We start from the raw sequence: 22,870 nt of genomic DNA, 5'->3' as shown, positions 1-22,870 counted from the left end.
ATGAGAACAAAATTTCTTTTCATATTTTTCATTTTAACACTAATGGTTTCAGTATCCTCCTGTTCGGGGGATACTGTTGAACCAACACAAACAGAAATCGGTGTTGAAGAATATCAGGACGGAGGTCAATACTTCGGTAAGTTAAAAAAAGACAGTACAAACAATTAAAAACTAGAAAAGTTATGAAACGATTAATATTTACATTAATGACAGTATTGTTGTCATTGACAATGTTTATTTCTTGTTCTAATGAGAATGATGATCCAATTACCGAACAAGAGACAGGAGAAATACTGATTGATACCTATGTCGATGATGAGCTGCTGACAACGACAAAAGCTACTGTTTACCTGAATGGAGGGTATGCTACTGGAGCTGGTAAATATAAAGGGAACACAGAGGCTTTTGTTGAAGCAATTCCTAATCAAGGGTACAAACTTGAATCATTTGAGGGAAATGAAGGAAAATGTGTTGGTAGTTCCTCCTATACAGTAACAGTTCCCCCTGCCACTAAAATCTATTTCACCGCCAAGTTCAAGAAAGAGGAAACTCAGAATGCTTCATTGACAATTAATTTCATAGATAAAAATGTTCAAAATAAATATGAACACATGTGGGTTGATGTTACAATCAATGGAACAACATCTACTGCTGAGTTGGATTTAAGAACCGGCGGATGGTCATCTGTTTTTGTAAGAAATGCAACAATGGGAGCGACTTTTACTTTGTCCAATTTCAGAAGCCACTACGTTGCTTCCGGAACGGCAGATGAAGCCCGGCAAATATTTAATACAACGAATAATTATGGTGTAGTCTATTGTAACGAAAAAAGCGGCTCTTTTGGAAAATCGTCTACAATTTCCGGAACGTTGAACGGAAATACTACTTATACTTTTTATATAGATTAGTGATTTCATAGTAGAATATTAAGTTAACAGACAGTACCTCCCTGATGAGAAATCCCGGAGTACTAAAAAAAATAAGGGTTGTTCTATTGAGCAGCCCTTATTTTAAATTTGATTTAGTTGATAAAGTAATTAGGGACATTCAGTAATCCAATAATCCAATAATTAGTTGTTTGATCGAATATCATTTGTTACTATTTTTTATTTTTACTCCAGCGTAATTAGTCGCAGGATACAATGTTGTTACTCTCCTTAAGCATATTTCTGTCGGTAAATTGGCACTTGGTTTACCTATTTCTACTATTCCTTTCAATTTATCAAACTGATGATCAAAATCACATCGCATAAGAATCCAATCAGAAGTACGTTCTGCACGATAATACCAACGAATAGCAGGACCACAAATATTAACATTAGGTCTTGTTTTTGTGACTGTACATATCATCTGCTCCTGTTTGATTTTCATATCTGAGGAGTAATCAATACTAATTCGTCCAATTTCATCTGACCATTGCTCTATGTTATATCCCGATGCTTCCATAAAGGATATGGGGTATATATTAAAGTCAGGTTCTAACTTCCTTTCCCACATCGCTTTTATTTCACCTTTCAGAGGCACTCCGGCTCTGTTCGTAATTGTAATTATTGTGCTGAAAGGTGTATTTAAATCATATGAAGCAATACCGGGATAAGCTTCATACCATCCTTCTACTTTTACAGATCTGAGAGATGGCGTTATATTAGCTGATTTCGGTAATACGGTATATTCATCCATCCCTTCAAATTGTAGTCGTGGAACATACCAATAGTCTGTTCCTTTATCTCGGAGTAAAGGTAATGCCTGGTACTTACCAGGAGTACAATCTACATAACAAGGGATATAGTCTCCGTCAATATCTTTGCCGGGAATAGAAATATGGTATGGTTGGTAGAGCTCAACCAAGTTTCCTGCCAGATCAAACATTCCATATCTCCATTCTCCTTCCCAAGGAGATGACGATGTGTTTTTTATGCTCCCGCCAAAAACTTGCCCTTCACCTTTAACAGTCATTTTGCCTGAATAGGGTGCTCCTGAATGAAACCAAATATTCTGATTTGGTTTAGCAAGAATAGTAATCTTGTCCGTTTTGCCATAAGTATCCCAATAAGAAACATCAACAGGAATGAGTTCTAAAACATTAGGTTTGAACGTCTCATAAACATTCAATGTGTATGTATATTCTTTCCCGGCTTCCCAGACGTGTGATTCCGGCACTGAGAATGAATAGCCGACTTCATCTATCATTACTCTGAATGTCACTTCTCCCAGATTCTTAACTGCTACCGGCAGAACTATTGTTGATATCTTCTGAGGGTTATAATCGTCAAGCGTGTAATTGAGGGTTCTCTTATATGTAATTGGTTCACCTGTTATTTTTGTCTCTCCGGATTTCAGGTTTACTTGACCTGACATTGGGATTTTATCTATTTCCAGTTCTGTTACTTTTCCCTCATAGTTATAATCATTTTTCATAATAACAATAGATACAAGTGATAAAGCGTGTTTCATATTTAGTTTGGCAATGTTACCTATTACTTGCGAGCTTCCGGAATATAAGAAATCTGTTTGTTCCTTAATATCCACATTGACAGCTTCAATAGTTTCATATTCCGCTGAATATGGGAAATAAGCTAGTATTGTTTGAGCGCCTTCGATTTCTTTTAAAGACCATTCCGTCCCGTTAAATTCTGCCGGGACATTGTTTTGTACATTCTTTCCAGCAATGTACAGTCCGATCCTGTCGTCTTTTTTGAAAGCGTTTACGACCCCACCGGCTTTCGTCTCCAATCGGTTTTGAATATTTGGTTTAATGGTAAGGTATTTATTTGTTACCGGATTCACGGGATCATCTTCTTTATCGCAAGAAAAAAGAAGTATTACAAGTGTCAATAATAGAAATGTATATGTTTTCATTTTTTTGTATGTCTTAGTAAGCAAATAAGTGAAAGTTCTTATAATAAAAGACTTTCAAGCGTTTGATGGCTTCAAATCAACAGATAGGCCTAATGCTGAGATAATGCGAAAGAACGTTGACACTTTTGGCTCTGTTCTTCCTGTCTCAACTCTTGATATATACGATTTGTTTGTTCCCACCAATTCTGCTAATTCAGATTGTGTCATTTTCGCTTTTTTTCTTGCATCTTCAATTATTTGTCCGGTGTAAAAAACGTATGCTTTTTCCTCCGCTTCAATTCGTGAAGGTGTTCCGTTTGCGCCAAATTTAGCATCAAGAACAGCATCGTAGTCAACGATTTTGTGATTGTTTGTCTGCATAATATTCCTCCTTAATTTTTAAAGCTTTGTTTATTTCTCTAATAGGTGTTTTTTGAGTTTTTTTCTGAAACCCATTAAATAAAATAACAATATTTCCTTGATCAAAAATAAAAAACACTCTGAAAATATTACTATTGTACTGGATTCTTAGTTCGTATAATTCATCTTGTATAAACTTAACAAACTTAGTTGAAAGTTTATCTTGGGTCTTGAGTAAGAGTAGTCCATATTGGACCTTTTCCTTTTCTTTCTCTGTGAGTTCATCCATAAAGGCTTCGAAAAAACCGCCATAGAGAAGAATTTTTCTGTCATGTTTCATTGCAAATATATTAAATGTTTATCAATTGAGCAACATTGAGGGGTGAAAATTCAGGCGAAAATAACTCCGATACCTGCCAGGATCACTCCACCTATCAGTATAGTAACTATCAGGAAGAATAGTTGTACCAGTTTATCCCAAAGATACTTCAGGATAGGGCTCAGTGCTATTCCTCCAGCTTCAAAGAGAGAAGGATCAGTTTTTGTTACTTCGGATGTAGTACCGAAGTATCCCATATCCGACATAATGATATAGGAGATACAGCCGATTATAACAATAATCAGGGCTGCGATAATGATGTGTAAATATTCTTTTTTCATGACATAATATATTGATTGTCAGTATATAAATATACAAAAAAGATTCCATATAAAGAAGGAGAGAAGCGGATTTTATTGTTGTAAATCAGTTGTTTTGTGTCATTTTAACTACCTGTTTTTTCTTTCGCTGGGGAACATATTAATAATTTTGCATTTCGGTTTTGTCATAGAATTCTCCACATTGTTTGTATTCAACTTTATTGAATTCATTTCAAGAATTTTCTCATTTAATTGAACGATGTATTCGAGTTTTTTAATTTTCCTGTCCAAATCATCCATTCTTACCTCCTTTCTTTGCTGAAAGGTAAAAGTGTACTGCAGGAATGAGGAATACAATAAAAACAGGAGAAATAGCTGCAAAGAAAACAGTAAGATACATTTTTGCATCATAAGACAGGTACAGTTTGCCTTCCCGGACAGAGGCAAATGGAATTGATTTTGTTTTCATACGTAGTGATGTTTAGCATTTAGGCAGAAATAAGAACGGCTGCCATTTCCCGTGTCGCTAAACATCACTACGTAGTCCGAAGAGCTATGTAATTACAGGAAAGGCAACCGCCTTATATTGTAATAGTATGGGCATAAAAAAAGCCCTCAAATAAGTTTTGTGAGCATTATCCGTTACTCATCGGCACTATGTATAGTGATGTTTAGCTGTTACAAATATGAAAATACTTTTTGAGAAAACAAAGGATTGTGGTATAAAATCAAGGAATAGGAATGTATTTATATTAGGGTGGGTAAAATAATGTTGAATAAACTACCGATCAGACAGAAAGTAAAGAAGTGTAATAATCCTGAATGTAGATTTATCGGAGTATAGGTTTATTACTCTTCGTTTCTGTCGGTTAACTATGTTTTTTATCTTTATGGAGTTATTAATTTCAGTCCACTCCGTTAGGAGTATGGAAATGAAATTAATAGCGGAATAATGAGCAAATGCATAATCTGGAAAGAATCTTTATTTTCTACTTAAAAGGGGTGGGGAGTGTTTTCAGCTAAATTTTATTTCAGTCCACAAAATGAATCAAAATCTTTGAGGAGTTTTAATCTTTCAATTTAACTGTTTGTTCTGAATTTCTGCTATTACTTTTTCTATCTCAATCATGTTCTTCCTAAAAAATGCCATATTTGCAGAGCTGGCTTTACCTGTAAAAAGCGAATATTCAACAAGGCTTGTATGTAATTGTTCCTTCGTTATTTTTTTATGCAAGTAGAGATATAATGAAGTAAGCCAATCTCCGTAATACAAGTATCCGATTGCTTTTAACCAATAAGCCGATGATCCGTTTTCAATATTTTTGCAAAATGCAGTAAGCGCTATTTCTGTGATACATACGGATTTGGCAACATGTAACCAATATTTAAATTCGTCATAGTATTTTAATGCTTCATCGGCTAATTCATGTTTATTGTGAATGAAAGATTCAACTGAGGCGCCATAATGTGGAAAAATGGCATTGATGTTATGTTGCAAGCGTTCTGCGTCCTGCCAACTGTTTTCTATTGACATCGCTTCTTTATTAAGATTCATCATTCGATAAGCCGAATAAGCCCGAACTACTATTAACAATCTAAGTAGTCTTATTTTTCGTCCCGCTGATTTTAATTTCGTTCCCATAATCATTCTACTCCAATAAATTATGTAAATGTATAATATTGTTGAGATATAAAAGGGGGAAATGTTCTCCAACAACAAAAAATCACACAGTGTGTTCTTTTCTTTTTTCTTCTTTCCCTTTTCGTTTTCATGTTCTGTTTTTTGCGAATACTACAGAATTTAAGTATCTTTGCCCTGAATAAACAAAATGGTATGATTGTAACTTTTGAAAAGGAATACCTGCGAGACCTGTACGAAACGGGAAAAGCCGATGATAAGAAACATCGCTTTCAGCCCGAAATAGTACGTAAATACCAATATTGCATCAACTTGATGAGTCGCGTACCTGACACTCTTTCGCTTGCAAAATACAACGGTCTGAATTTTGAGAATTTGAAAGGTGACAAGGTGGGTGTTTCTTCCATAAGGGTAAACAATCAATACCGAATCGAATTTATGGTAACAGACAACGGGGTTGAATCCGTTGCTACTGTATGTAATATATTAGAATTATCAAATCATTATAAATAAAAACATTATGATTGCGTTAAAAGGGGTTGACCCTCGAATGATAGCAAACAATCTTACACCATCAGAACCGGTACATCCGGGCGAAATTCTGAAAGAAGAAATTGAGTACCGCTGCATATCACAGCGCAAACTTGCTGCACAAATGGGTGTTTCTTACTCCGTTCTCAATGAGGTGCTGAACGGCAAACGCCCTGTAACAACCGAATACGCCTTGTTGTTTGAAGCTGCATTGGGTATTGATGCCGAACCTCTTATTGGCATACAATCCGATTATAATCTACAGATGGCAAAGCAAAACAAATCTTTTGCAGACCGCCTCGCCCAAATACGCAAAATCGCTGCGATGCTATAATTTATTGAATAGATAACAAAATCCCCTGATCTATCTGTCTAAATAAATCAGGGGGGGGAGAAAAACTTTTATACGGAAATAAAAGCTAATCACAACCAAGGCAAAAGTAGTAAAATATCGTTCATTAAAAACTACACCTTGTGTCCTTTGCTTTTCTTTTTTACGTCTTTCTTTTCCGTATTTTCCCGAACCTCCTTTCGTTCACTTTTTTTTTGCGACTTATCCTCGAAAGGAGAAAACTTAATTTTCTTTTCTTCCTTATCCAGATATACTGTATTTGAAAACTTCTTACCCTGTGAAGATGTCATATCCTTGATCAGTACTTTTTCACCGGCCAGCAACTTGTTTTTTTGTTCTTCAGTAAGAGTAACTCCCTTAATTTTATAGGGAATCTTAAACTCATGACTGTTGGCATCAGTATTCTCCGGGAATTCATACCGTATTCGTTTAGCTTCTGGATCATACTTTATATTTGCTGAATATTCCCGGCCATCCCGGGAAGTCATACCCTCAATAAAGACAGCGCCACCTTCGGATAATATTTTTCTGTTTTCCTCAGATATGGCTACACCATTCAAGACTGTCAGGTCATTCACGCTCTCTACAATATTTGGTTTAAGACTGACAAATTCCAGCGATCGTTTTTCCGCGTTCACCATCACATAGGAAGAGAATGTATTCCCTGCATTTGATGTCATATCTTTGATGCGTACCGGTTTCCCATCCAAAAGAAAAGACTTTTGCTCTTCAGTAAGTGTAACACCTTTGATTGCATTTGGAATCCTGAGTCTGTCAACATCTGCTTGTACCAGATCGTTTGTCAGACTATCTACGCTGATCAGCACCTTAACCTTGTCCCCGTTTCGTTCAATCTCTGCCGTATGACCCAGATTTCCGGTTTCAAGTAAGTTTTTCTTATCCTGTTCTGTGAACTCATATCCGAAATAGGGTTTGTCCAGGTCGGGAGCTTGCCGTACCGGATAATACACCAATCCCACGGAACCTTCTTTTTCCTGAAACCGGATTTTAGCATTAAAAGATCGCGGTCCGTCCTGGCCCTCATAGGAGAGCTGGACAAGCTTAGAGCTTTTTCTACCTTGTAACACTTCATCCAGGACATCTGCCTGTTGCAGTGTTTCACGAGTGATCCCGTGCTTTGATTTCAATTCATCCCAATTGATTTTCTGTTCTTCGATTTGCATAACATTTGAATTTAATTGTTGTGTGGCATTATTGCCTGCATAATTTCCTTGTATGATCTCTTTGATGTTTTCCTGAATGAATATCTCCAGTTCTTTTTTGTGTTCATTGAAGGTTTTCATTACATCAGAAATAGAGAAGCCGTTTTCCTCGGCAAACTCCCGGAATCCTTCGGGATTATTGAAAAGAGGTGGATATTCCGGAGAATTGTAGATAATAGGGAATCCGTTAACATAAGCCTGTTTGATTGCAGAAAGGATTGTAGGAGTATGCGCTGTCTTCTGGATGTTATATTCAGCAGTTGTTGCTTTCTTATTACTCTCATTACTTGCTACAACCTCTGTTTTGAGTTCCAGATTTACTTTTGGTGATAAAAGCCCTTGTTCAATCATAGCTGCCGCTTTCCCGACATCGGACAATACGGAAAACAAATATTTAGGCTCTTTCCGGATAATGTCGATCCATCCTTTCAGATAGGCTGCATTTTCTTCGCGTATGGTAGATGACAGTCCCAGCTCCCGGCACATAAGCGCTGCTGTTAATTCAGCTACAAGTTCTTCCCTGCCATAGTTTTCATCTCCGAAGTGTTCACCAAATTTTCTATTCAATCGACCGTCAGCACCAGTTGAGTGAGTCATCTCATGCAAAAGAGTAGCATAAAAATTTTCCCCTGAATTAAATTGTGCTTTTAAAGGCACATGGATTTCATCTGAAGACGGTTTAAAGAACGCCTGATCTCCTTTTTCCACGTAGATAGGGCAAAGCCAGGACTGCTCCTTTAACATCTCATCAAGAGGCTTAGAAGCAACCATTCCGGCTTCATCATTTAACGAAGGAACTTTAAATTTGTTCATCAACTCTTCAAAACGTTCCGGAAATTGCATTGCGAATGATGTCTGATCCAGGTTGAACACATTATAAAGCTTCAGATAGGGTGTAACCTTATAGTCCTGTTTTTCAATCATGGAAAGTTTGGCATATTCTTCAAAAGGAATTTTCTTACCTGAAGCGATCTCTCTTACCGAGAAATTATAGAAGAGTACCGGAAAGGATTTTTCGCCTCTGTTAATTGTTATTCCTTCCGCTTTCGCTTGTAGAAAAGTGAAAAAAACGGGAGTTTTGTAGCCTAGCTCTTCACTGAGAAAGAACAGGAAAAGCTCATTTAATCTGCTGTAAGGCCTTCCTGAAAGATTCTGAGGCTGCCCTGAACCGGTTGTGTTGAACCAGGGTTTTTCCCAGTCAGCAGAGAGCGTTTCCATCTTCCGGACCATCATTTGGGCAAATTGTTCAATTGCCTTGTCGGTAATAGGATTTGCCATGTTAAAAGTCCTCCTGGTGATAAGTTAAGAACATCTCCTGTTCTTCGAGAAAGAGTGTAGCGTCCGCTTCCTCAAAGTCATCGAGTAAATCCCGGTCGCTGAGCCAGGTTTTAAACTCTTCGGAAAGTTCCGGTTGTGCCAGGATAAAATCCAGGTCAGACATGTTCGAGTCTTGTGCTGTTTGCACCAACTCATCATAAGAAAGTCCGGAATATTTCTCCCGGACTTCTAACTGTTTACTTGTAAGTTTCATGATAATTATTGAAAATTTGAAATTGTATTTATATTTATACTGTTTTACTAAGATAGTTTTGTCCATTCGATTAATTTTTAGACAAAAATCATGTTACAGTGGTAAAAAAAACTCATAACGTGAAGAACAATCTGCTGTGTACTCCTGAAAAAAGGGTGCTGTGGCTATCTCAAACTTATGAGGGGCATGTTCATGACAAAAGAATTGTAGATGAACAGCCAATAAGTTTACCAACAGGAATCTGTTTATGGCAAGATACAGGCTTTTTAGGACATACCCCTAAAAATGTAACCATAAAAATGCCAACAAAGAAGCCCAAAGGCAAAGAGTTGTCCTATACCCAAAAGGAAGAGAATAGCAAAATATCTAGCTTCCGTATTCTTGTGGAGCATGCTATCGGGGGAATCAAAAAATGTCGTATTGTCAAAGAGCGTTTCAGATGTCGCAAGTTGGGCTTTGATGACTTGGTCATGCTTATAGCTTGCGGTCTGCATAATTTTAGAATATCATTGAAAATGTGTGATATAGAACCTTATTCAATATAATGTCTAATGAATTGCTTAATCCACTGGAGAGGTTTCATAATTTCTGTCCCTTCCTGTTTTCTTTTACATCTTTAGCTAATGTATCACCCGACTTGATTTTTTCACTGGAGAACTTATTTTCTTCCGTTTTCAATCCATGATTATTTTGATTAACCTGTACTTTATAATCATGCTTAGGTGTAACAATAGCAGTCTTGCTGATATTAATTGCTTTACTTGGATTACCTCTGAACTCCTTAAGTTGGGCATCTGTCAAATTCAGTTTTATAAAGCCGGAATACTTTTCACCGGAATTATCCACCAAATTGGCTACTTCAATTGTTTTCCCTTGCTTTAGGTCCCTGATCTGTGATGGGTCCAGTTCTACACCTTTGATCTTATTAAATTCACTACATTGTTTCCTGAATTTCTCATCTAAGAGTCTAACCTGCTCTACGGTTCTTTTATATTCATTGTCTGAATTATATTTCGTTGTAGAATCGTTTCTTTTTGCCTGCTTCCAATATGCCTTGGCAAATGTCTCTGCCAGGTTATTCCGGAGCATAAACTCAAACACCTGGTCTTCATTCTGATTAAAAAGTGAAAACGCTGTATCAACCCCATTTTTAGCATTTGCAATAGACTGCAATCTTACCTGATCACTAACAATAGCATGTATTTGCAGTGACTCAGTACCATCCGGGTTTTTCTTCAGAGAAAGAAAGGCTGCGGTGTTCATTTCCTGTCCTGCTATATTAATAGATAGAGGGATAAGGTTTAGTGTCTTATCTCCTTTAAGAAGTCTGTCCAGTTCCCTACTATCCAGTTCTGTAACACCAAGTTTGTTAAGTTGTGAAACAAGGATATTGTCTTTATCCTGATTTGAATTATTATATTCTGATAGATTCATGATTCGTTATAAATTAGTTTTAAAACCTTATAAATATTATCTATCCTGAAAATCATTGTAAACCAATCCGATCTATTACATTTGTAATATGTTTTTCATGGTATTAGATTTAAGGTTAGTAATTGAAGACTGGTTGTCGTGATGACAGCCATTTTTTATTCAACATTGTTCTTTACGCTTCTCTTCTCTCCATAGAAAGAAAAACAAAGAAGCGAACCCAACCACTGCCAAGCTCGCTTCAACTATAAGAAATGTATTTATCCATATCATTACATTTTGTGTTTAGGTTTATTGTTATTAATTTTCGGAGAGGTAAATTTCTTTATATTTCTCACTCCTTCCTTTTGGACTTGTGAAGGATCCTTTTTCAGTGTATCACTAAAATATTTACTCACCAGGCTGTACCGGTCGGTTTTCTCACCAAAGCTGTTTACATCTTCTCGCGACATCTTTACAGCGTGTTGCGGAACCCCATCTATTTTGCAATTAATAGCTATACTCCCTGTTTTGAGAGAGTAAATATGGATATCGGATATTCTATGAGAGTTTAGAACTTCATTTTTCACTGATTCAAGTAAATGATTCAGTCCTTTATTTAAGTTTGGAATCTCATCAGTAGTTAATACAGGTTTAGTAGAGACCTCCTTATCTACAAAAATACTTTTGTCTTGAATTCTTTTTATTACAGAATTAATAGCCTCGGTTGTGTACATCGTACCATACTCAGTTGTATTCAAGCAATTTGTCTGGTCGTTATCAATCTTTGCTTCAATTTCTTTACGCATTACTCCATTTGAAACCTCAGGAAACTCCCGAAGTTCTGTTTCTTTTTCAAAAGAGGCATCAGTATAAAGATTAACAGTATAATCGAAAGAAAATAAAGAGAGATGCTCTACTCCGCTTTTCTTCAGATCTTCAAGTTTTGTTTCTATTTCTTTTAATTCTGATTGTTGTTGTTGTGTCAACTCTATTTCAAGAGAGATTCCTTCAGACTTATCCTCGTAAATAAGGAAAACATCTTTAGACGGAGAATACCAATCTAAGGTATGTGGGTTATCCACTCCGTATGCACCATACATAATATCATCAACCACTTTCCGAAGTTCCGGATCACTCGTTAATGTTTGGTGTTTAAGGCCATCAGGATTCTCCCTCATTTCCTTACGAATTGCATTTAAATAGCTTTCCTTATCTGTATATTCCATTACTTCACTAACGTTACCATCAAATCCATAATAGGATATTTTGCCAATAATTTCATTTTCATTTGTAGTACCTGATAAATGTTGTAGATCTTTAAATGATGTTTTTATATTTAATTGCTCTAATGCATTGGCAGCTTTTATTTTTAATTTGTCTTCCAGAATTTCATATTCCTTATTAGCCTTATAAATTTCATCATCGGATCCACTCCTGCAAATCGTTGCTAGTTCTCCCATTTTGTTTTCTATCCCCTCTAAATCATAACGGATTAAAATTGAATCTAATGCGACACGATCCATATAAAAACAGGCATTTATTCCCTCAGAACCAGCCTTACTTATTGCAGATAAAAATATTATATCTATATTTTCTTCTGATAAAAAAACGTATAAATCTTTATTATCATACCCATTAAAAGATACCCGGAAATCATCGAAATCTTTCTTGCCGGCCAATCTGACTTCATTCTCATTGTTGATACAAAAACTATCATCGCTGGTGATACGAGGTGATCCTTTCAAGGGTGATGTGTGAAGTATATTTACATTGTTGGGTAATTTAGGATCAATGTATCCTAATGTATGCTCTTTGTAAACTACGAGTTTAATTCTCTCTTCTGCATTCTTCATAACAAATAATTTAAAATTTGATTGATTTACTTTTATAATGGTTGTTATTATGATCCCTCTTAACAGGATTCTCCCTCATTTCTTTTTTTTTATCTGGGGATTGATTGAGTTTGATCTGTTCCATCCAGAACTCATTGAAGTCTTTATGCTTCGGATAGATATATGCTGCTTCATTCACTACATTTATTCCTGCGCTGATCAATCGGTTTAAAGCGCTTCTACCTGCCTGATCGTTATCCAGGAAAGCATGTACTGAAGCATGTTTTTTCAGAAATTCAAGGGAACGATCCAGCATCGTTGTGGAATTTAATACAACAACATCAACGGCTTGTTTTTGAGGATCATTTTTTGTTATCTGAAAATAGGTAAGCATATCTATGAATCCTTCGAATACAGCACACTTACTGTTCCCATTTTCATACACTGTTAAATCCTTGTGTTTAGCACATCCTTTGAACATTGGGTTTCTGAATTCTACACCTCCGGAATTATTTTCAAAGGCAATAGCAAAACAGTTCCTTCCATTCTCCCCGATTTTATAATACATTTCTTTACAGAGCCTCTGGGCAATATCTTCATCAATACCTCTTGACTTGATATAGTTAAGAAGAATCTTATTGTTCAGAGGTGCAATTTTAAGGATAGAGAGTTCAGAATGCGGTTTTTCAAATTCACTTTGTCTGCGCTCAAGGTCTTCGAAAGTCAGTCCCTGGTTGAACTTCTTTGTTTCAAAGATGCCCATTGCTTCTAAAAAGGAACAGTTTTCAAGTTTCATCACCAGATCGACAGCTGAGCCGTATTCACCTGATCCGAAGTCATTCCATCTGTTATGAACCTTGTCCACCTTAAAGCTGGCGTTTTTCTCATTCCGGAAAGGTGAACAATACATATCATATAGATTATATGACTTTACCGGATATCTGTTATATTCCGATAGGATATACTCTAGTGGTATATTATTGGCTTCTGTTGCTTCCATTGTGATAATAACTAAGACTATTAATAACTTCGGACATTTTAAACAATACTTTTCCGCGGATTTTATAAAATGGAATAACTTTTTTAAATCTGTATTTTCTGACTGCGTCTTTTGTCAGCTTTAGTTTTTCACATATTTGCTGAGTGTCAACAAATTCTTCTTCTCTCTCTGATTTGTTATCTTTCTTTTGAGTTATTTCTTTTTTAATTACAGCTAACTCATATAGGATAACATTTAATTTTTCATCAATATTCATAGTAGTACTATTTCAGTCCGGGATTTTCACATTAGATTCATTGGCAAAAGCTTCAAAATCTTTACATATCTCATTAATTTCATTAACGAAATCAGCAGCTGCTCCACCGTTTTTTACGGATTCGTAGTACGCCTGAATAGCCTTTATAGCAAATATGTCCTTCCCACGAAGGACAAATACAGGTTCTTCATTTTCAATACAGTCTTTTACAATTTTGCAGGGATTCTTCATTGAATTATTGTTTTATTATTATGAATACTATTTAGTTTATTCTTTGTTCTTTTTTTGCTTTGGTTTACGAATCCTATATGTTTCAAATGTTATGAGTTTATTTTCCCGATCCCATACGTTTACGATATCATGAATCTTTTTCAATAACGGATGAGAATATCTTTTTAAAACACTAATAAATAAATTTATTTCAACGTCTGCATGTAGAAGTTCGAGACCGTCCATATCTTCGGCAATACATTGAAGATTTCCTGTATCTTCAATCATTTCCGCCAACTCAGGGTTTTCTCTTATTAGTTGAACGAATAAAGCACTTTCAGGTATATCTAATTTTAATTCAACCCCGGTTAGAATATGTCCTGTTCCCAAATATTGAGACATAGCCTCTATATCTTCTTTTGTTGTTAAACCAAAAGATTCAATATCTTCTTCTCGTGTTGCCCATCGTGTTCCCCGTATTGTAACTGGTTTTCTGATATCAATTTCATTAATTGTTGCCATTTTAATATCGTTTTTTTTGTTTTTTTTATTCTATCCCTGTTGAGAAAGGCTCAGTATCCCTTATATCGTCAACCGTGTCGGTTGATGGTGACATCTGCCTTATTACGGTGTATCCCAGTTTTTTTGCCAGCTCATACTCAATCATAGCGCCATTGGACTGTCTGAAGTTTCTTAGCATATAAATCGTGTCGCAGTCCATAAGTAGCTTGATGTCCATTCTCATATGCTCTGTCCAGGATGCGGTATTGGGAATCTCTTTTTTTAGAGGATTAACAACTTCAAATCCAAACTTTTTAAGTCTTGTTTCGGATTCATTAAACGCTTTTTCAGCCTCTTCATAGGGCAATCCTGTTATTTGTCCGGATATGTATATTTTCATGCTGCTATCAATTTAAATTCGATTAATTTCATGGCTGTTGCCTGACACATTGCTCTAGCCTGGTTTACTTCAACGGCATTACCGATAAACTTTTTCTGATCAGTCTGTGTGCCTTTCAGAACATAGTTTTTGGGGAATCCCATGATCATTTTCAGTTCCGGGATACGAAGCATGCGCATTTTGATATCAATGATCCCATATAGGGCCATGAACTCTTTTATTTCCTTCGTTTTCGGACTGTCGGTATTGTATATTTCGTAAATGATTGTGTCGCCTACGATTTTGATAAAAGAAGGGATATCTCTGGCTTCAGATGATGCTTCAATCAGGTAAGGCGGTGTTTTATCCATCCTTGCTATCAGGGTGAAGCATGGTTGATCCACATCTCTGCCTATTCGTGAATATTGAGCATCCATTAAGTAATGCCATTTCCGATTAGCAGTAACGACCGGTGCCGGTTCATCGAGCGAATTACCTACATTTCCGAAGCTGGTGTTCATCAGCCATTTCTTGCATTGATAAACTGCATATTTCGGATTCTGCGTCAATGCTCCAAGCGGACTGTTTACAGATGCCGGTTTCGATTGTCCAAATTGCTGATCAATAAAGTTGCATTGTACCAAATTCTGCTTTGGAGTAGTTGTTACAGCCGGACAAGGCTTATTTATATCAGCATGTTGACCACCTCCGGAGTAATTATTCATCAGAAACTTAGGAGAAGTTAAAGCTAAACCATCTTTAGTACGTACAGTTGGAGCTGGATTGTCAACCGCTGTGTTAAAGCCATTTCCATAATACACCGAAAGGAAACTTTTTGCAGAGATCAATGCCTGGCCATCCTTTGTGCACAAAGTATGTGCCGGTTCATCTACTCCGTAATTCTTGTGATCAGGTTTTCCGGAATAGTACTTGGAAATAAAGTTCGTTGTAACCTTTGCGTGATGATCTATTCCGGTTATGGTATGCGCCGGACCTTCGATACTGATATTTTTACTATCCGGATGCCCGGAGAACTGTTTTGACAGAAACGTTGTTTGTACGAGTTCCATATTACCACCAGTAGATGTCACGGTTCTTGCTGGCTGGTCAATTCCAAACACTTTGCTGTCTGGGTTTCCTGTATTTCTTTGCTGAAAGAACTTAGTCTGAACAATTCCCAATCTGTCCTGACATCCGATAACAGGGCACGGATCATCTACAGATGGAGGGTTATGTTTTCGAGTTTTCTTATTGACGGAATTGTATTTCATCAACCACTTGTCTTTTCCTCCGGCAACAAACTTGATAAGCCCTGACTTTACTCTATCCAGAGATGCTTCTTCCAGGTCTTTTTTCCTTCCAAATATGCTTTCTCCTTCATCGGAAAAATCCAAACAGTCTTTAACCGGTTTCCATTTTAGACGGCTGTCGAATAAATCTTTAGAGCCGGATTTGCAGTGTGTGCGTTGTGGCCATACAATGGGCATTCCCGGTTTGGCGTACTGAATAAACAGGCGTTTACGGCTTGTGTATGCTCCGAAATCGGCAGCATTCATTATTTTGTGGTCGTATTCATATCCATAGGATTTGATCCTTTCCTTCCATTCCTTGTAATAGGTTCCTTTCAACTCTTTAATAGGCCTGTAAGTCGGTCCATAGATATACCTTTGAAATTTCTTCCTCTTTTTTGCTTTGCGGACAGCCTTTTCATCTTCTGTTTCTTTTCTTTTGGTTTTATCAAGCGGACAAAACTCGTGGCCATCTCTCGTTTTATCAATGACAATTTCCACAGGACCATAGTCCAGAAACTCTTCTACGTTTTCGATCTGAATCAGATCCGGATCAATAGCTTTGATATATCTATAAAGATGCTCAGCTAACGTCCTGCTATCCGGGTTGCGTGACAAGCCACCTTTTGCTTTACTGAAACTAGTACACTCCAAAGAAGCCCACAATGCTATTTTAGCATTTGGGTTTCTAAAGCGTATTTTCTTGATGATACTTAATACAGGGTAGAGATCAAGCGTCCTCATGTCTTCTGTGAAATGGAGTGCATGAGGATGGTTTGCAAAATGGCTTGCAATAGCGTTAATATCATGGTTGACGCAAACGATTACTTTCGCTACTCTTTTACCATTTACAGTCGCAAGCTCTACTCCTGTACTGGTTCCTCCTGCTCCACAGAACAGGTCGATATAATACAAATCAACATTTGATTTCAGTATTTCCTCTATCGAAAGTATCATATTGAGAACGCCTAAGGCTGTGGGAGTAATTTTGTTATTCGTCATTGTTTTAAAAATAAAAAAGCCACTCCGGCAGCATCGAAATGGCTCTTCAAAATGAATAATAATATTTATTAAAGTTTACCTAAATCAAACTCTGAGTATCTTTTCTTTATTTCCTGTCTCATCCATTCAAGGGTTGCACAATAATCATTATAGCGTGGGTGATCTTCGTCAGGAACATAGCACTCAGCTTCTTTGATTATATCTCTTAATATCCATGCTCGCCTGCGGGTCAGGTGCACTCTTGGTCCAATAAATCCTTTCCGGCTCATAGCGTATAAGCCTTCTGCAAAATTCCCCATATTCAAATCAGTTAATGATGACAATTCATTATTTCTTTCAAATCAAACAAACCATCTAATTTAGGTTCGTAATTAAACCAGATAACTTCCTGTACATTCCCCGATCTAATGTTGTTTTTCTTTACAGGAAGTTTTACCTTATTCCAATCCTTATACAGGAAGTTCATGGAATCACAGTCATAGCCGCTTATCATGGCCAGGCCTTTTATAGAATGAACTTTATCTGATAATTCCTCATGCTGTTCATCAGAGAACTCAAATTTGTAGTCGTTTGAAGACTTTCTGGATTCAAGGTGATAAGGCGGGTCTAAGTAGAAAAAAGTATGCTTTGTATCTGTCTTATCAATACAATCAGCATAATGTCCATTCAGTATCTGAAATTCTGAACGAATCACTTCCGCTACATCATGTAATTTTTCTATGGCATTATTCCATCGGGAAACAGTTTCGCCACCACATGCATTTACATGAGATTTAGCCATGTGCCAGCCTTTGTTTTTCCGTTGTGCACCGAGTCCAAAGAAAGATTGTCTTACTCTGACATAGAATCGCCGGGCTTGTTCTATTCTGTTCAGAGAAGGTTCCCAGCAATTATTATATTCCAGTTCTGAACATGGTGTAAGTAATAATAGCCTGATCAATTCATCTTCATGATCTCTGAGTACTTCAAAGAAATTAGTAATGTCAGAATTGATTTCGTTTGCGGTCTTGATGCACCGACCTCTATAGTTGATGGAGACTACCATGCTTCCGGCAAAAGTATCGACCAGGTGATTAAAGTTATCAGGAAAATAGCGATAGATATAGTCTAACCAGGTAAACTTTCCTCCGAAATAGTTAAATGCGATAAGTTTATCTTTGTTTCCACTCATAATATATACTTTATCTCACTTATATTTTCTTTTTACTTTTCCCGCGTATTTTCTTATCTCCTGCTACTATTATTTTATCGTTCGAGAAAAATTTTGCGATATGATTTCCAACTTTTTCTAATTCTTCTTGGGTTGGATTGAATCTCTGAGGTGAAGGATATTTCATATGCATTGATTTAAATTTCGTCAACAAAAATCTGTTTCTTTTTATCAGGCCAGTCTCTCCGAATTAAGGAAGTGATATTTTTTCTTTCGAGAATAGTTAATGCTTTACGCTTAGCATCCTGTCTATTCTTACCAGGTATTGCCATTTCTTTGAAATAGCCCCTTGTGTAAGATATTTTCCATTTCTTCCTTTTTTACCGAATAATCGAATATTCCGAAGCACTTCTGATTTGGTGTGCTTTGCTTGCCGGATATATAGAGCTTGTTCTTTACTGATAAGAGGAAAACCATATTTCTCAATTATTTTCTTTAATGAAGTTTTAGGACGGATAGTTTGGACATTTCCTGTATTTTTCACAAAACGTACAATTTCCGCATGTTCATTTCCAGTATTGCAGAAAACAGCCAGACAATCAGGATCAATAAAGCGTCTTACAATATCCAGCAAAACTGTGCTGTCTTTCCCTCCGGAGAATGAGACAAATACCTTACCATCCAATCGACTATAAAATTGAGAAATAACACCAACAGCGTGATCAATCTTTTGAAACAGCGTCCACGATTGCCGGTATCTTAATTCTTCGATTGTCATGGCTCCTCACTATCATCAAAAAGATTCAGACTTAACTGATCTTTATCTGCTAGTTCTTTTTTATCCTTTAATGATATCTCTTTTTCATTTTGTTTCTTCACGTAAGTCCTTGCAAATGTTAGTCTATTCCCATTAAAAATCATATTGGGATTAATGTAATAAAGAACATCTGTTTTTCCTTTAGCTATTACTTCTGCTTGAATTAACTCGGTCAATCCTTGATAAATGGATGTTTTGGTTTTATAACCTGTATCATTAATACAGTCTGGCATGATGAATAAAAATTCATCTGTATTAGGTTTTAGTTGTTTCAAGACATAATTGAATATTTTCATAGCTTTTTCAGATAAACCACAAAACGCTTTAAATTCTTTCAGATAAAATTTTATAAACTCCTGTTCGTCAACTTCAATTTGTCTTATAAAAGCAGTATGTCCTACAATTTGACCGGTGTTTGTATCTACAGCATGTAAAATAGCATTTTTCGAAGTCCCTGTTGATGATCGGTATCTTCGGACTGTTGATTGGCCAATCTGTTCAATTGCTTTGTTCATAAATGGATTCTCGCTATTACTGGGAAAATCAGAAAATTTTATATTCTTCATATATTGTTTTATTATGTTCAGTATAAGAAAAGGGTACAAAAAATAGACTAATAGTATATTTCCCGTATACTAATAGTATAAAAAATAGGTACAAAAAATAGACTAATAGTATATTTCCCGTATACTAATAGTATAAAAAATAGGTGCAAAAAATAGACTAATAGTATATAAAAAGGGGTGAAAAAATATACAAATAGTTTATGCATGCGTAAACTAAAAGTTTATAAACCGTAAACTGACCCCTATTGATTACCAGTCAGTTAACCTCGTTTACTTCTTAAGTTCTTTATACCCCTTTTTAAGCTCATTTTTCAGGTATAAAATCACGGTGTTTTTTTTCTGCTATTTTAAAAGAATAATGGTACGGGATTCGGAGGCGTTACTCCCATTGGTTGGGACATAAAGAATGCGCTCTTTCACTCTTATAAGATTTGATATAAGCCTTAATGCCTGATACAGCATCATTCTTTGAGCAACCATGAAGCTCCCGTATCTTTTCGTCTGATATATTTTCCATCTCTCTTAATTCAAGCGTCAGTTCGGTTATTAAGTTTGTCTTATACATACCTGTTTTATTATTAACTCTGCATTATTACATTGAGCCCGCCAATCCGTTTATGGATTGTATCACGGAATCGAGACGTGACGGGCAATATGATATATCGTAATGTCTTTTGCATATACAGTTAAGTATAAATTAATGGCCCTGCCAGCATTATCCCATTACGAATAGATTATTTTCGTCATATCTGTATTTATTTTCAATTCGTGTTATTCTCTTTGTCCTTGTATGACACTTTTCAAGAATCAGCTTACACGAAATCCAATAGCCTACTTTGTCGGAACCATTTCGGCTGACGTATTGGGACGCCAGATTATAGTGCATTATTACTTAGCACTTCAAACATTTCAAAGAGCGTGATACTTATTTTTGTTTTTTAGAGTTCGCGCACTCCATTTTCGTGTAATACATTGGCTATTTCGCGCTGCACAGCAGAGCGGAGGAATACTCTCTTTCTGTTTGGAAGGATGATCGTATCACCCGGTTCAATGAATTTTTTACCTTCTCTGATATGTTCCTGAAGTGTTGGCTTTTTGATACAAAGTGCCTTTAGTGTTTCTTCGTAGGATATATAATCTTTGAAATAATCCAACCCAATGCTCGTAGATGTTTTTTTTACCATAACTAAATAATTTATAGTATTCCATCTTCAATCTTTATTTTGGTAGGTTGGCAAGCATAGTTTTTTAAGGCTTCACTCCTTATATCTTTAGCCTGCTTGCTATCGGTAGAATAGCGTAACGCATTCCTTACGGTTGCTTCACTTACGGAAAATTTGAATGCTAGTTTTGTTATAACTCCCTTTTCGTAGAGTATTCGGTGTCTATAAATTGCCATAATAGAATAATTATTAATTTGATTTAGTGATATTTTATTAGCTTTGTTGGTTACATCTATTTTTTCAAGATGAAAAGGAGATGTAATAGAAATACAGTGCAATGATAGGTGATAATTTTCATCTATCCAAATTTAATGATGAATATTTTCAACCAAATGGATACAATTCTGCAGAGAATAGAACAAATTGCAAAGCATGAAGGAATTACAATTACTGCTTTAGAGCGCATTATTGGAGCGAGTAAGGGGGTCTTATCACGAGCTATTAATAATGGAACGGACATACAATCTAAATGGCTTCAACTTGTGGTTGAAAAATATCCCCTGTATTCGGAATCTTGGCTTTTAACAGGTAAGGGTAGTATACTAAAGGATAACATAAGTCAATCGGCAGTAACTATTAATAAAAAAGAGAAGGATATTGATAATATTGACTATATGGCAAAATATCTTGAAACTTTGGAAAAACTGACTAATACACAAGAAATGCTTGTTCAGGCGCAAAATGAAAAGATTGAATTGCTTAAAGAAATTGATTATCTAAAAGGCCAGGGCGGAGATATTGTGGCCGGTGCATGAAATGTGCTTGTAGGGACAGGAACTGTATTCAATTAGTACCTGGTGAAAAATCAGATTAAATCGACACCGCTGAGACGCTTTTGGGTTTTACAGCACCCTCGATGATGAATAAATATATAGATTCAAAAAATAGGATTAAAAATTATTAGTGTACTGACTGTTTTTTCTACCAGATATATACCAAATATTATAAAATGTTGGTGCATAGATAGAAAGCGAATCCTGGTGAGACAACAGTAAGAAAGGCAGCTTTTAGCTGCCTTTTCTTATTATCCTCTTTTTATTACGATATTTCTACTCTATCTCGCCGGTTTAATCCGTTATCGGTGTGTCGATATGGATGAGGCCCCATTTTTTATTTGAAACTACCCAGAAGTAATCTCCTAAATCCCGTAATATGTAATCAAATTGTTCTTCTATAATCCGATTTCCACTTGACCCCGATTTCAGGGATCGAAACGGTTGGATTGCTGACTGAGGAGAAGAGGAAATTGCACAAAAAAAGAACGTGGAAAACCCTCTGCGAATAGTCCACGTTCCTACTTAGTTAAGATTTTGGTTGTATAAGAAAAATTTAAAAGCTTAACCCTTAACGGAAACGCTTTTGTTTCTTTTGCGAATATATGAAGAAAATCAATATAAACTCCGGCAATTATTTTCTTTTAACAAATTTTACACTATTTGGAAAAACCTGCATTGAGGGTTTTTGCGTAGTGTTTTTAGTTGTTGATTTTTATAATATCTTGATCAGGCCGGCTGTGTTCAGGAATTATAAGGTGTAACAGCCCGGTTTTAGGGCTCAACAATCTCAACTACCTCCACTTCAAACTTTAACGTGGAGTATGCCCAAGGGCGAGCCGACTGATTATACACAATGTTTCCTGTAGAGCCATAGCCTAACTGCCATGGAATCCAGATTTCCCAACGATCACCGGGATGCATGTTCTGCAATGCCGTGCCAAATCCATCCACAACTCCGCTAACCGTAAAAGTAGCAGGAGTTTGAGTTACCGGATCTGCTGATGAGGAATCGAATACATATTCCATCTTACGGCTTGTTTCGTCCATCGATACACCAAAATAATATACCTTTACTTTGCTGGTATAAAAAATCGAATCGTTGGTTGGGGTAGTAGACGTCTTAGGTTCTAATACCTTGTAATAGATTGAGCCTACGTTGGATTCTGATTTGAGTTCCTTGTATTCCGGATTTTTAGCAATTTCATTAAAGGCTTTCTCGTTATCCGCCTGCCATGCGTCATCAACAATATAGATCTTTACATCATCATCACTGCTACAGGATGAAAGAACAAAGCCTGTGCATAGCGCGATTAGGAGTAGAGAGAAATACTTTTTCATCATGA

Annotated in this window: 30 protein-coding genes; 6 read left to right on the top strand and 24 right to left on the bottom strand. The window is 36.3% G+C overall.

Translation table 11 applies throughout. The annotated features are described in order from the left end of the window. Window positions 1–168 carry a hypothetical protein gene (locus B9Y81_RS15335; RefSeq protein ID WP_176221494.1) on the top strand — a complete coding sequence of 56 codons (168 nt, stop codon included), beginning with the start codon at window positions 1–3 and terminating at the stop codon, window positions 166–168. A 14-nt stretch (window positions 169–182) separates the two neighbouring features. After that, window positions 183–908: an InlB B-repeat-containing protein gene (locus B9Y81_RS12475; protein WP_085537241.1), complete on the top strand. Its 726-nt coding sequence runs from the start codon at window positions 183–185 to the stop codon at window positions 906–908. A gap of 181 nt (window positions 909–1,089) precedes the next feature. On the opposite strand, the gene B9Y81_RS12470 is transcribed toward B9Y81_RS12475, so the two are convergent. From B9Y81_RS12470 to B9Y81_RS12450, 6 genes are all read right to left on the bottom strand, one after another. Continuing rightward, window positions 1,090–2,859, bottom strand: coding sequence for a fimbrillin family protein (locus B9Y81_RS12470; RefSeq protein ID WP_085537240.1), 1,770 nt, complete (start codon window positions 2,857–2,859; stop codon window positions 1,090–1,092). 54 nt (window positions 2,860–2,913) lie between these two features. Beyond that, window positions 2,914–3,219 (bottom strand): helix-turn-helix domain-containing protein, encoded by a 306-nt coding sequence (locus B9Y81_RS12465; RefSeq protein ID WP_085537239.1) that lies wholly within the window; start codon window positions 3,217–3,219, stop codon window positions 2,914–2,916. Further along, window positions 3,191–3,538: a type II toxin-antitoxin system RelE/ParE family toxin gene (locus B9Y81_RS12460; protein WP_085537238.1), complete on the bottom strand. Its 348-nt coding sequence runs from the start codon at window positions 3,536–3,538 to the stop codon at window positions 3,191–3,193. Before B9Y81_RS12460 ends, B9Y81_RS12465 begins: the two co-directional genes overlap by 29 nt. Before the next feature lie 50 nt (window positions 3,539–3,588). Next, complete coding sequence (locus tag B9Y81_RS12455; protein ID WP_085537237.1) at window positions 3,589–3,858, bottom strand: hypothetical protein; 270 nt, start codon at window positions 3,856–3,858, stop codon at window positions 3,589–3,591. Window positions 3,859–4,129: 271 nt separating this feature from the next. Beyond that, complete coding sequence (locus B9Y81_RS15330) at window positions 4,130–4,306, bottom strand: hypothetical protein (protein WP_176221493.1); 177 nt, start codon at window positions 4,304–4,306, stop codon at window positions 4,130–4,132. Between the two features lie 606 nt (window positions 4,307–4,912). Next, window positions 4,913–5,479, bottom strand: a complete 567-nt coding sequence (locus B9Y81_RS12450; RefSeq protein WP_139822924.1) for a hypothetical protein — start codon at window positions 5,477–5,479, stop codon at window positions 4,913–4,915. A 192-nt stretch (window positions 5,480–5,671) separates the two neighbouring features. Here B9Y81_RS12450 and B9Y81_RS12445 point away from each other — a divergent pair, with 192 nt between their 5' ends. Further along, window positions 5,672–5,989 (top strand): type II toxin-antitoxin system RelE/ParE family toxin, encoded by a 318-nt coding sequence (locus B9Y81_RS12445; protein ID WP_085537235.1) that lies wholly within the window; start codon window positions 5,672–5,674, stop codon window positions 5,987–5,989. A 7-nt stretch (window positions 5,990–5,996) separates the two neighbouring features. Continuing rightward, the gene (locus B9Y81_RS12440; protein ID WP_085537234.1) at window positions 5,997–6,341 is read left to right on the top strand and encodes a HigA family addiction module antitoxin; all 345 of its coding nucleotides are present in this window, start codon (window positions 5,997–5,999) and stop codon (window positions 6,339–6,341) included. Window positions 6,342–6,472: 131 nt separating this feature from the next. Here the strand turns inward: B9Y81_RS12440 and B9Y81_RS12435 are convergent, their stop codons facing one another. Further along, the gene (locus B9Y81_RS12435; protein ID WP_085537233.1) at window positions 6,473–8,860 is read right to left on the bottom strand and encodes a DUF3945 domain-containing protein; all 2,388 of its coding nucleotides are present in this window, start codon (window positions 8,858–8,860) and stop codon (window positions 6,473–6,475) included. Window position 8,861: 1 nt separating this feature from the next. Continuing rightward, the gene (locus B9Y81_RS12430) at window positions 8,862–9,113 is read right to left on the bottom strand and encodes a hypothetical protein (protein WP_176221492.1); all 252 of its coding nucleotides are present in this window, start codon (window positions 9,111–9,113) and stop codon (window positions 8,862–8,864) included. A gap of 98 nt (window positions 9,114–9,211) precedes the next feature. Here B9Y81_RS12430 and B9Y81_RS12425 point away from each other — a divergent pair, with 98 nt between their 5' ends. Further along, complete coding sequence (locus tag B9Y81_RS12425) at window positions 9,212–9,658, top strand: transposase family protein (RefSeq protein ID WP_085537231.1); 447 nt, start codon at window positions 9,212–9,214, stop codon at window positions 9,656–9,658. A 34-nt stretch (window positions 9,659–9,692) separates the two neighbouring features. On the opposite strand, the gene B9Y81_RS12420 is transcribed toward B9Y81_RS12425, so the two are convergent. The 15 genes from B9Y81_RS12420 to B9Y81_RS12355 all read right to left on the bottom strand — a co-directional run bounded on the left by B9Y81_RS12420 (window position 9,693) and on the right by B9Y81_RS12355 (window position 20,712). Beyond that, window positions 9,693–10,547 (bottom strand): DUF4099 domain-containing protein, encoded by an 855-nt coding sequence (locus B9Y81_RS12420; protein WP_085537230.1) that lies wholly within the window; start codon window positions 10,545–10,547, stop codon window positions 9,693–9,695. Between the two features lie 269 nt (window positions 10,548–10,816). Beyond that, window positions 10,817–12,379, bottom strand: a complete 1,563-nt coding sequence (locus B9Y81_RS15325; RefSeq protein WP_176221490.1) for a hypothetical protein — start codon at window positions 12,377–12,379, stop codon at window positions 10,817–10,819. A 10-nt stretch (window positions 12,380–12,389) separates the two neighbouring features. Continuing rightward, window positions 12,390–13,358 (bottom strand): toprim domain-containing protein, encoded by a 969-nt coding sequence (locus tag B9Y81_RS12410; protein ID WP_085537229.1) that lies wholly within the window; start codon window positions 13,356–13,358, stop codon window positions 12,390–12,392. Next, window positions 13,336–13,614, bottom strand: coding sequence for a helix-turn-helix domain-containing protein (locus tag B9Y81_RS12405; protein WP_085537228.1), 279 nt, complete (start codon window positions 13,612–13,614; stop codon window positions 13,336–13,338). Before B9Y81_RS12405 ends, B9Y81_RS12410 begins: the two co-directional genes overlap by 23 nt. A gap of 12 nt (window positions 13,615–13,626) precedes the next feature. Then, a complete protein-coding gene (locus tag B9Y81_RS12400; protein WP_085537227.1) occupies window positions 13,627–13,845 on the bottom strand; it encodes a hypothetical protein in 219 nt (72 codons plus the stop codon). A gap of 36 nt (window positions 13,846–13,881) precedes the next feature. Further along, entirely contained in the window at window positions 13,882–14,346 is a 465-nt protein-coding gene (locus B9Y81_RS12395; RefSeq protein ID WP_085537226.1) for a hypothetical protein, read from the bottom strand. A gap of 25 nt (window positions 14,347–14,371) precedes the next feature. Continuing rightward, complete coding sequence (locus B9Y81_RS12390) at window positions 14,372–14,725, bottom strand: DUF4406 domain-containing protein (protein WP_085537225.1); 354 nt, start codon at window positions 14,723–14,725, stop codon at window positions 14,372–14,374. Next, complete coding sequence (locus tag B9Y81_RS12385) at window positions 14,722–16,950, bottom strand: DNA cytosine methyltransferase (protein WP_095996281.1); 2,229 nt, start codon at window positions 16,948–16,950, stop codon at window positions 14,722–14,724. The genes B9Y81_RS12390 and B9Y81_RS12385 overlap by 4 nt, the downstream gene beginning before the upstream one ends. A gap of 113 nt (window positions 16,951–17,063) precedes the next feature. After that, window positions 17,064–17,294 carry a hypothetical protein gene (locus tag B9Y81_RS12380; protein WP_085537223.1) on the bottom strand — a complete coding sequence of 77 codons (231 nt, stop codon included), beginning with the start codon at window positions 17,292–17,294 and terminating at the stop codon, window positions 17,064–17,066. An 11-nt stretch (window positions 17,295–17,305) separates the two neighbouring features. Continuing rightward, window positions 17,306–18,166, bottom strand: a complete 861-nt coding sequence (locus B9Y81_RS12375) for a DNA adenine methylase (RefSeq protein ID WP_085537222.1) — start codon at window positions 18,164–18,166, stop codon at window positions 17,306–17,308. 19 nt (window positions 18,167–18,185) lie between these two features. Next, complete coding sequence (locus B9Y81_RS15320) at window positions 18,186–18,332, bottom strand: hypothetical protein (RefSeq protein WP_176221489.1); 147 nt, start codon at window positions 18,330–18,332, stop codon at window positions 18,186–18,188. A gap of 96 nt (window positions 18,333–18,428) precedes the next feature. Further along, on the bottom strand, window positions 18,429–18,923 hold the full coding sequence (locus B9Y81_RS12370; RefSeq protein ID WP_085537221.1) for a phosphoadenosine phosphosulfate reductase domain-containing protein: 495 nt from the start codon (window positions 18,921–18,923) through the stop codon (window positions 18,429–18,431). Beyond that, on the bottom strand, window positions 18,920–19,528 hold the full coding sequence (locus tag B9Y81_RS12365; RefSeq protein WP_085537220.1) for a replication/maintenance protein RepL: 609 nt from the start codon (window positions 19,526–19,528) through the stop codon (window positions 18,920–18,922). The genes B9Y81_RS12370 and B9Y81_RS12365 overlap by 4 nt, the downstream gene beginning before the upstream one ends. A 379-nt stretch (window positions 19,529–19,907) precedes the next feature. Further along, window positions 19,908–20,093, bottom strand: a complete 186-nt coding sequence (locus B9Y81_RS12360; protein WP_085537219.1) for a hypothetical protein — start codon at window positions 20,091–20,093, stop codon at window positions 19,908–19,910. Between the two features lie 373 nt (window positions 20,094–20,466). Further along, window positions 20,467–20,712: a hypothetical protein gene (locus tag B9Y81_RS12355; protein ID WP_085537218.1), complete on the bottom strand. Its 246-nt coding sequence runs from the start codon at window positions 20,710–20,712 to the stop codon at window positions 20,467–20,469. Between the two features lie 371 nt (window positions 20,713–21,083). Between B9Y81_RS12355 and B9Y81_RS15410 the strand changes: the two genes are divergently transcribed. After that, window positions 21,084–21,506, top strand: coding sequence for a hypothetical protein (locus tag B9Y81_RS15410; protein ID WP_245832449.1), 423 nt, complete (start codon window positions 21,084–21,086; stop codon window positions 21,504–21,506). A gap of 792 nt (window positions 21,507–22,298) precedes the next feature. On the opposite strand, the gene B9Y81_RS12340 is transcribed toward B9Y81_RS15410, so the two are convergent. Then, on the bottom strand, window positions 22,299–22,868 hold the full coding sequence (locus tag B9Y81_RS12340; protein ID WP_245832448.1) for a BamJ family beta-barrel-assembly machinery protein: 570 nt from the start codon (window positions 22,866–22,868) through the stop codon (window positions 22,299–22,301). Between the last annotated feature and the right edge of the window lie 2 nt (window positions 22,869–22,870).

This window comes from Massilibacteroides vaginae (assembly GCF_900178525.1).
GTDB lineage: Bacteria > Bacteroidota > Bacteroidia > Bacteroidales > Tannerellaceae > Massilibacteroides > Massilibacteroides vaginae.
This window is presented reverse-complemented; position numbering and strand designations above follow the sequence as displayed.

What these genes read in the sequence shown, in the direction of transcription:
- B9Y81_RS15335 (WP_176221494.1), top strand. Translation starts at nt 1, where the DNA reads ATGAGAACAAAATTTCTTTTCATATTTTTCATTTTAACACTAATGGTT.
- B9Y81_RS12475 (WP_085537241.1), top strand. Translation starts at nt 183, where the DNA reads ATGAAACGATTAATATTTACATTAATGACAGTATTGTTGTCATTGACA.
- B9Y81_RS12470 (WP_085537240.1), bottom strand. Translation starts at nt 2,859, where the DNA reads ATGAAAACATATACATTTCTATTATTGACACTTGTAATACTTCTTTTT.
- B9Y81_RS12465 (WP_085537239.1), bottom strand. Translation starts at nt 3,219, where the DNA reads ATGCAGACAAACAATCACAAAATCGTTGACTACGATGCTGTTCTTGAT.
- B9Y81_RS12460 (WP_085537238.1), bottom strand. Translation starts at nt 3,538, where the DNA reads ATGAAACATGACAGAAAAATTCTTCTCTATGGCGGTTTTTTCGAAGCC.
- B9Y81_RS12455 (WP_085537237.1), bottom strand. Translation starts at nt 3,858, where the DNA reads ATGAAAAAAGAATATTTACACATCATTATCGCAGCCCTGATTATTGTT.
- B9Y81_RS15330 (WP_176221493.1), bottom strand. Translation starts at nt 4,306, where the DNA reads ATGAAAACAAAATCAATTCCATTTGCCTCTGTCCGGGAAGGCAAACTG.
- B9Y81_RS12450 (WP_139822924.1), bottom strand. Translation starts at nt 5,479, where the DNA reads ATGGGAACGAAATTAAAATCAGCGGGACGAAAAATAAGACTACTTAGA.
- B9Y81_RS12445 (WP_085537235.1), top strand. Translation starts at nt 5,672, where the DNA reads ATGATTGTAACTTTTGAAAAGGAATACCTGCGAGACCTGTACGAAACG.
- B9Y81_RS12440 (WP_085537234.1), top strand. Translation starts at nt 5,997, where the DNA reads ATGATTGCGTTAAAAGGGGTTGACCCTCGAATGATAGCAAACAATCTT.
- B9Y81_RS12435 (WP_085537233.1), bottom strand. Translation starts at nt 8,860, where the DNA reads ATGGCAAATCCTATTACCGACAAGGCAATTGAACAATTTGCCCAAATG.
- B9Y81_RS12430 (WP_176221492.1), bottom strand. Translation starts at nt 9,113, where the DNA reads ATGAAACTTACAAGTAAACAGTTAGAAGTCCGGGAGAAATATTCCGGA.
- B9Y81_RS12420 (WP_085537230.1), bottom strand. Translation starts at nt 10,547, where the DNA reads ATGAATCTATCAGAATATAATAATTCAAATCAGGATAAAGACAATATC.
- B9Y81_RS15325 (WP_176221490.1), bottom strand. Translation starts at nt 12,379, where the DNA reads ATGAAGAATGCAGAAGAGAGAATTAAACTCGTAGTTTACAAAGAGCAT.
- B9Y81_RS12410 (WP_085537229.1), bottom strand. Translation starts at nt 13,358, where the DNA reads ATGGAAGCAACAGAAGCCAATAATATACCACTAGAGTATATCCTATCG.
- B9Y81_RS12405 (WP_085537228.1), bottom strand. Translation starts at nt 13,614, where the DNA reads ATGAATATTGATGAAAAATTAAATGTTATCCTATATGAGTTAGCTGTA.
- B9Y81_RS12400 (WP_085537227.1), bottom strand. Translation starts at nt 13,845, where the DNA reads ATGAAGAATCCCTGCAAAATTGTAAAAGACTGTATTGAAAATGAAGAA.
- B9Y81_RS12395 (WP_085537226.1), bottom strand. Translation starts at nt 14,346, where the DNA reads ATGGCAACAATTAATGAAATTGATATCAGAAAACCAGTTACAATACGG.
- B9Y81_RS12390 (WP_085537225.1), bottom strand. Translation starts at nt 14,725, where the DNA reads ATGAAAATATACATATCCGGACAAATAACAGGATTGCCCTATGAAGAG.
- B9Y81_RS12385 (WP_095996281.1), bottom strand. Translation starts at nt 16,950, where the DNA reads ATGATACTTTCGATAGAGGAAATACTGAAATCAAATGTTGATTTGTAT.
- B9Y81_RS12380 (WP_085537223.1), bottom strand. Translation starts at nt 17,294, where the DNA reads ATGGGGAATTTTGCAGAAGGCTTATACGCTATGAGCCGGAAAGGATTT.
- B9Y81_RS12375 (WP_085537222.1), bottom strand. Translation starts at nt 18,166, where the DNA reads ATGAGTGGAAACAAAGATAAACTTATCGCATTTAACTATTTCGGAGGA.
- B9Y81_RS15320 (WP_176221489.1), bottom strand. Translation starts at nt 18,332, where the DNA reads ATGAAATATCCTTCACCTCAGAGATTCAATCCAACCCAAGAAGAATTA.
- B9Y81_RS12370 (WP_085537221.1), bottom strand. Translation starts at nt 18,923, where the DNA reads ATGACAATCGAAGAATTAAGATACCGGCAATCGTGGACGCTGTTTCAA.
- B9Y81_RS12365 (WP_085537220.1), bottom strand. Translation starts at nt 19,528, where the DNA reads ATGAAGAATATAAAATTTTCTGATTTTCCCAGTAATAGCGAGAATCCA.
- B9Y81_RS12360 (WP_085537219.1), bottom strand. Translation starts at nt 20,093, where the DNA reads ATGTATAAGACAAACTTAATAACCGAACTGACGCTTGAATTAAGAGAG.
- B9Y81_RS12355 (WP_085537218.1), bottom strand. Translation starts at nt 20,712, where the DNA reads ATGGTAAAAAAAACATCTACGAGCATTGGGTTGGATTATTTCAAAGAT.
- B9Y81_RS15410 (WP_245832449.1), top strand. Translation starts at nt 21,084, where the DNA reads ATGGATACAATTCTGCAGAGAATAGAACAAATTGCAAAGCATGAAGGA.
- B9Y81_RS12340 (WP_245832448.1), bottom strand. Translation starts at nt 22,868, where the DNA reads ATGATGAAAAAGTATTTCTCTCTACTCCTAATCGCGCTATGCACAGGC.